Raw genomic sequence first — 5,625 nt, forward strand, 5'->3', positions numbered from 1 at the left:
GGTCACGTAGACGTTGCCCGCGCTGTCGGTGGCGATGCCGTATGGGCTCTGGAAACTGGCCGCAGCGCCGGTGGCGTCGGTCGAGCCGCTCACCCCCGCGGTTCCAGCCAGCGTGGTCACCACACCGGCAGAGGTGATCTTGCGGATGGTGTGGGTGCCCTTGTCGGCCACGTAGACGTTGCCCGCGCTGTCGGTGGCAACGTCGCCTGGTCGATTAAAACGAGCGGCGGTGCCTGTGCCATCGGCGTTGCCCGACCCGTCTACATTGCCCGCGAACGGTGCCATGGTGGGTGTTGAGGGCGCGACGCGCGTGGACGCATCGCTGTCACAGCTGGCCAGGAGGACTCCAAACACGGTGAACAGGCAGGCCAGCAGGAATTTGGTGGAGCGCAGCATGGGTGTGGATTTCATTCGTTTTGGCTCAGGCAGAACGACGTGCATACTCCACGGAGCTTTTGGTGGCTAGGAATTTTTTTACCCAGTTCCTTGCCAAAAGTTACTAAAATGATACTAAAACCAAACTAAGATTGCGTATCTCCCGCCTGCATGGGCGGGAAAGTGGTGCGTCCTAGCCCGAATTATGCACTCTGGACAGGCGGGTGTAGCTTAAACCTATGAAATAACGTATGATTTGGTTACTGACGCCAATCATCGCAGTTTCAGGGAAGCGACACCCGCCATGACGGATTCGACCCCGATGTTGCCCGGCCTGTCACCTGTTGCCGGTAAAAGGATCGCGGCCCAATTCGACGGCGGGTTGCTGTCTTCGGATGACCGAACAGACGACTACCGTCACGGTGCCATTCACCATCCGCAAGCGCGGCGGACGGAAGCTTGTCATCACGCCGGACGGCACGGGCGCATCGCCGGCGGCGCGCGCAAGGATCGACAGCGCGCTCCTCAAGGCTCTCGCGCGCGGCTTCCGCTGGCGAAAGCTACTCGAAACCGGCGACTTCGCAACGATCGAGGAAATCGCCGACGCCGAAAACATCAACCCATCCTACGTCAGCCGTTTGCTGCGTATGACGCTGCTGGCGCCGGAGATCGTGGAGGAGATCCTCGCAGGGCGGCAGCCGGAGGGGCTGACGATGGCGAGAGCGATGCAGCCGTTTCCGCTGGCATGGCGACAGCAGGCCCTCGCATACAATCATTCCAGTCGTTATGACCAGGAAAGCACGGTGAAGAATTGCCTGCTGACAGATCCAGCTCCTATGTTTCCGGGAGGTGCACATACCCGGTATACAGGGCGATAAAGACATCGACGTCCCGCTCAGCGTTATCAAACAGGAATTCCGCTTGATTGACCTCAGCAGCCGTCATGCCTTAGGTCATGAGCAGACTTCTTTTTAAACCTTAGCCTGTCGGACGACCCTCGCCGGATTGCCCAGCACTGTGACGCCGGCTGAGACCTCGCGGTGCACAACCGCACCAGCGGCAACAACTGCACCAGCGCCGATTTTTACGCCGGGGGCCAATACCGCACCCGCGCCAATCATCGCTCCCTGGCCAATACGGCAATTGGAAGCAAGTGTCGCTCCGGGACCAATCACTGCACAAGTTTCGATTACGCTGTGGTGGCCGATAGAGGCCGCTCGATTTACTAATGCGAAGTCGTCCATCTCGACCGCTGCTCCCAATATGGCGCCAGCGTTGATGAAGCAACCTCTTCCCAAGTAGGCGCTTGGCGGTATCACCGACTGAGGATCTACAAGCGCCGGAAAGTTCGAAAAGCCATGATCGAGCATTCTCTTGCAGTGTGCCTGCCGCGCAACAGGACCAGCGGCGCAATTCACTGCCGGAAGGTTCAGGAGAAGCGGCGAGATTTCGTCAGGGTTAACAACAACGGGTGTACCGCGGAGAGACCAACCTGGAGGCCCAGTGATCACGCCGACGACAACGGGCAACTTGAGCCGCTGGAGAGAGTCGATGAGATCCGCCGCAAACGAGGACTCAATTCCGAAGAGTACGTATGGAAGAGTTTTCGTTGTCGGTTTATCTGTCATGCTGATCTGGTCAACGTTGAATTGCTTCCTGCTTTATTTTGCGCCATCTTCGCGTAATGGACAATCATGATACGATTGGCGAGCCTGACACGGCACGCGATTTCTACAACGCGCTGCTGAAAACGGATCATTACGACCCGGTTCAGCTTCGCGGTTTCCAGGCCAATGTGTTGGTCGACCTTATAGCTTTCGCCGCACAGAACATACCATTCTACAGAGAACGGCTTTCTGCGGTGGTGTCCCCACACGGACAGGTGGAGCTGGAGAGATGGCGTGAAATTCCGATCCTCACGCAGACCGAGGTGCGAGAGCATCTCGCGGAATTGAGACCCGCCCTGGTACCGGAGCAGCATGGAGACATCCTGCGCTTCACGTCCTCGGGTTCGGGCGGACGCTCCATTTCCTATTACCGCACTTCGCTTGCTGATATTGCGCAGACCGCCGCACAGTACCGGCATTTTCGTAACTTTAAGATCGACACTTCATTGGACCTCGCCAAAATCCGCGCCTTCGACCATGCGTTATCGCGGTTTCGGGCTCCGCCCAATGATCCGCTTAAGATGTCATGGACCGCCGACTGGTTCAACGGTGGCAAGGGTGGAAGCGTGCGGAACCTCTCAGTGTTCATTCCGCGAGAAAAGCAACTGGACTGGCTGTGCGGTCTTGGGCAAGTGTATCTAAACACCTTTCCCTCAAACGCCTACGCCCTGGCGCGCCATCTGGCGCAGTACGGTGGCAACCGGCCGCAGATCAAGGCGGTCATTTCCGTGGGTGAACCTTTAGGCAATCACGTGCGCGATGCCGTGCTTGAGCAATTTGGGTGCCCTACGATCGATATCTTCTCAAGCGCTGAATGTGGCATACTGGCTTGCGAGTGCCATGAGAGTGGCATGCTGCACCTTCAGTCCGAACTTGGATTTTTCGAGATTCTCGATGCTGAGGACCGCCCAGCTGAGCCAGGATGCTGGGGACGACTTGTCGTCACCCCGCTTTATAATCTCGCTATGCCGTTGGTCCGCTATGATACAGGAGATTTGGTGCGGCTTCACCAGAGTTGCTCCTGTGGACGCTCTCATCCCACTATTGACCGCATGGTGGGCCGTCCGTCCAACCTGTTGCAGATGCCCAATGATGATTTCTTCCGACCGAAAATCGACAGGGTTAAATTCGGCCGGTTGATGGGCGGGTTGCGATGGCAGCTGATACAGAACGGAAGCAGTTTCACACTGCGCTACATGCCAACAACGTCGATACTGAAGCCGCCAGCTGAAGAGGTCCTATCCCTGCTGCACGAAGTATTGGGGGCCGACGCTGAAATCACACTGCTCGCGGTACCAGCGCTCGGGCCGTCATCATCTGGAAAATTCCTGGATGTCGTGAACGAGTCCAAGTCTGGCTGAGCCCTAGGGTATTTCCTAGGGAGCTTTAGGACAACTGTCACCCGGGCAGGGACTGTCTACAACTGGAGGGGGTACGTACTGTCGGTTTGTGGGCGCACGCAGCAGATTGAAGTAATGGCCCGGATCATCGTAGCGATGCGTATCCTTCAGTGACTTCGTGTCACCGCCGAAATGAATACGCAAACCGCCCACCACCGAGACATACTCGTCCGTTCCGAACATTGCGTCGACAAAGAGCGAGGCTGGCATCGATTGCGGCTTGAACTCGAACCCGATGGCTGCCGCATCCACACCGAGGAAGTGCCGGTAGCCCCCGAAAATCTTGAAATTGTCGTCCATGTAATAAGCCGCTTCGAGCTGGCCAACGATATCATCCATGTCGAAATCGTCAGCTCCCTCCCAGCCTGCCATCATGCTGAGCGTGAAGTCGCCTAAGTAGAGTTCGGCTTCGGGACCCACGCGCACGATTTCTTCACCATCAAGGCTGATGTACTGCGCCTGGATGCCCAGCAGGTAAGCATCGGGATCACGCATGAACAGGTGGCCGCCGATACCCGCCCACTTATTGCCACCAAAGTCGCCGCCGCCCATATCAAGCTGAAGCCCGAAATAGCATCCTAACGGCACGTCGAGCATGCCAACGCCGCGGAATTGGCCCCCGTCTCCCGAATCATCTTCCTGATAATAGCCTCCGGCACCTTCCAACTTCCCATTGAGACCGGACACAGCGGGTACGCACCCCGGATCGATGTCTGCGCCAAGAGCGCCTGTAACCATCAGCCCGAAACCAAGAGTTCCCGTAACTATGGCAGTTGTCGACTTTAAGGATGACTTCATTTCACTGACTGCCCTTAGTAGTTCCCGGCGAGTTATTTTACAACGTTACCGAGGTCAAAGCAATTCTGGGAAGATCGGGAACGGGGTTGCGCCATGCAGCTTTTTTCTCGCCAGATCTATTATGACGCCTGTCTTTTCAGCCACCTTTCGAAGCTTTCGGGGGTGCGCGAATCCATCCAGAGAGATGAGTCTCATTGGCGCGAACCCCAGTGTTTTCGCGAACCCCTGCAACCTTCGCGACCCGCAGAACATTAAACCTAATCACTGGCGGCATCAGCCGAAATCAGGTCCGCTGCTTGCCTCACGCAATGGCATGTCGGCCGTGTGCTGCGTATAACGCTGCTGGCGCCGGAGATCGTACAAGGAATCCTGGCGGGGCGGCAGCCGAAGGGGCTTACGATGGCGCGGGCGATGCAGCCGCTTCCATGGGAATGGCAGCGCCAAGTATTCCCACGATGTCGCGAACCGTTCCCGATTTCCCAAGCCCGTGATAGGGATTTGGCATGATCAACCGCAAGCCCTTGCTGGCAATATGGATTGCACTGGTAGCATCCCTCGGTACCGGCTTGGCTGATTCCATGAGCGCCCCTGCGATCCAGGGTACGGCTTCGGTCATCGATGGCGACACCATCGAGATCCACGGCGAGCGGATACGGCTCGACGCCATAGACGCGCCGGAGAGTTCCCAGCTTTGTATTGACGCCGCCGGCAAACGATATCGCTGCGGCCAGAAGTCGGCGTTTGCGCTCGCTGATATGATCGGGCGCTCAGTGGTGAGTTGCCAGCCCAAAGGGCGTGACCGCTACAAACGCGTCATTGCCATCTGCTTCAAGGGCCCCATCAACCTCAACGCCTGGATAGTCTCGCAGGGCTGGGCCGTGGCGTTTCGGAAGTATGGAATCGATTACATTGCGCAGGAAGACGAGGCGCGCCTTGCTCGCCGCGGGATATGGGTAGGTTCCTTCGAGATGCCGTGGGACTGGCGGGCGCGGAAGCAATGAGCCGAAGCTTGCCAGCACATGCCCAACAGGCACCACAGGAGGTGCTGGCGGGTATTGTCGAGCGTGTGACGTTCCACAATGACGAAAGCGGCTTCTGCGTGCTGCGCGTCAAGGCGCGCGGCCACCGCGACCTAGTGACGGTGGTGGGACATTCGGCGGCGATTTCGGCTGGGGAATGGATCACGGCGACGGGCGAATGGTTCAACGACCGTACCCATGGCCTGCAGTTCAAGGCTCGGTTCTTGAAGACCACGCCGCCCACCACGGCGGAAGGTATCGAGAAATACCTGTCGTCCGGCATGATCCGCGGCATCGGCCCGGTCTATGCGAAGAAGATGGTGAAGGCGTTTGGTGAGCAGGTCTTCGACATCATCGAGGCCAACC

General features: G+C 57.8%; 5 protein-coding genes and 2 pseudogenes. 4 read left to right on the plus strand and 3 right to left on the minus strand.

The features are described from left to right. Nucleotides 1-396, minus strand: a pseudogene (locus tag ACILRA_RS18920) (hypothetical protein); the annotation flags it as partial. Between the two features lie 374 nt (nucleotides 397-770). On the opposite strand from ACILRA_RS18920, the gene ACILRA_RS18925 reads away from it, so the two are divergent. Continuing rightward, nucleotides 771-1,253 (plus strand): hypothetical protein, encoded by a 483-nt coding sequence (locus tag ACILRA_RS18925; RefSeq protein ID WP_395663618.1) that lies wholly within the window; start codon nucleotides 771-773, stop codon nucleotides 1,251-1,253. Nucleotides 1,254-1,346: 93 nt separating this feature from the next. On the opposite strand, the gene ACILRA_RS18930 is transcribed toward ACILRA_RS18925, so the two are convergent. Beyond that, nucleotides 1,347-2,003 (minus strand): DapH/DapD/GlmU-related protein, encoded by a 657-nt coding sequence (locus tag ACILRA_RS18930; protein WP_395663619.1) that lies wholly within the window; start codon nucleotides 2,001-2,003, stop codon nucleotides 1,347-1,349. Between the two features lie 56 nt (nucleotides 2,004-2,059). On the opposite strand from ACILRA_RS18930, the gene ACILRA_RS18935 reads away from it, so the two are divergent. Then, nucleotides 2,060-3,403: a phenylacetate--CoA ligase family protein gene (locus tag ACILRA_RS18935; RefSeq protein ID WP_395663620.1), complete on the plus strand. Its 1,344-nt coding sequence runs from the start codon at nucleotides 2,060-2,062 to the stop codon at nucleotides 3,401-3,403. Nucleotides 3,404-3,418: 15 nt separating this feature from the next. On the opposite strand, the gene ACILRA_RS18940 is transcribed toward ACILRA_RS18935, so the two are convergent. Continuing rightward, on the minus strand, nucleotides 3,419-4,240 hold the full coding sequence (locus tag ACILRA_RS18940) for a hypothetical protein (RefSeq protein ID WP_395663621.1): 822 nt from the start codon (nucleotides 4,238-4,240) through the stop codon (nucleotides 3,419-3,421). A 503-nt stretch (nucleotides 4,241-4,743) separates the two neighbouring features. On the opposite strand from ACILRA_RS18940, the gene ACILRA_RS18945 reads away from it, so the two are divergent. Beyond that, nucleotides 4,744-5,241 (plus strand): thermonuclease family protein, encoded by a 498-nt coding sequence (locus ACILRA_RS18945; RefSeq protein WP_395663622.1) that lies wholly within the window; start codon nucleotides 4,744-4,746, stop codon nucleotides 5,239-5,241. Beyond that, nucleotides 5,238-5,625, plus strand: a pseudogene (locus ACILRA_RS18950) (ATP-dependent RecD-like DNA helicase); the annotation flags it as partial. The gene ACILRA_RS18945 and the pseudogene ACILRA_RS18950, both read left to right, overlap by 4 nt.

This window comes from Aestuariivirga sp. (genome assembly GCF_044239095.1).
Classification (GTDB): Bacteria; Pseudomonadota; Alphaproteobacteria; order Rhizobiales; family Aestuariivirgaceae; genus Aestuariivirga.

Coding starts and splice junctions, on each gene's coding strand:
- ACILRA_RS18930 (WP_395663619.1), bottom strand. CDS start 2,003: ATGACAGATAAACCGACAACGAAAACTCTTCCATACGTACTCTTCGGA.
- ACILRA_RS18925 (WP_395663618.1), top strand. CDS start 771: ATGACCGAACAGACGACTACCGTCACGGTGCCATTCACCATCCGCAAG.
- ACILRA_RS18940 (WP_395663621.1), bottom strand. CDS start 4,240: ATGAAGTCATCCTTAAAGTCGACAACTGCCATAGTTACGGGAACTCTT.
- ACILRA_RS18945 (WP_395663622.1), top strand. CDS start 4,744: ATGATCAACCGCAAGCCCTTGCTGGCAATATGGATTGCACTGGTAGCA.
- ACILRA_RS18935 (WP_395663620.1), top strand. CDS start 2,060: ATGGACAATCATGATACGATTGGCGAGCCTGACACGGCACGCGATTTC.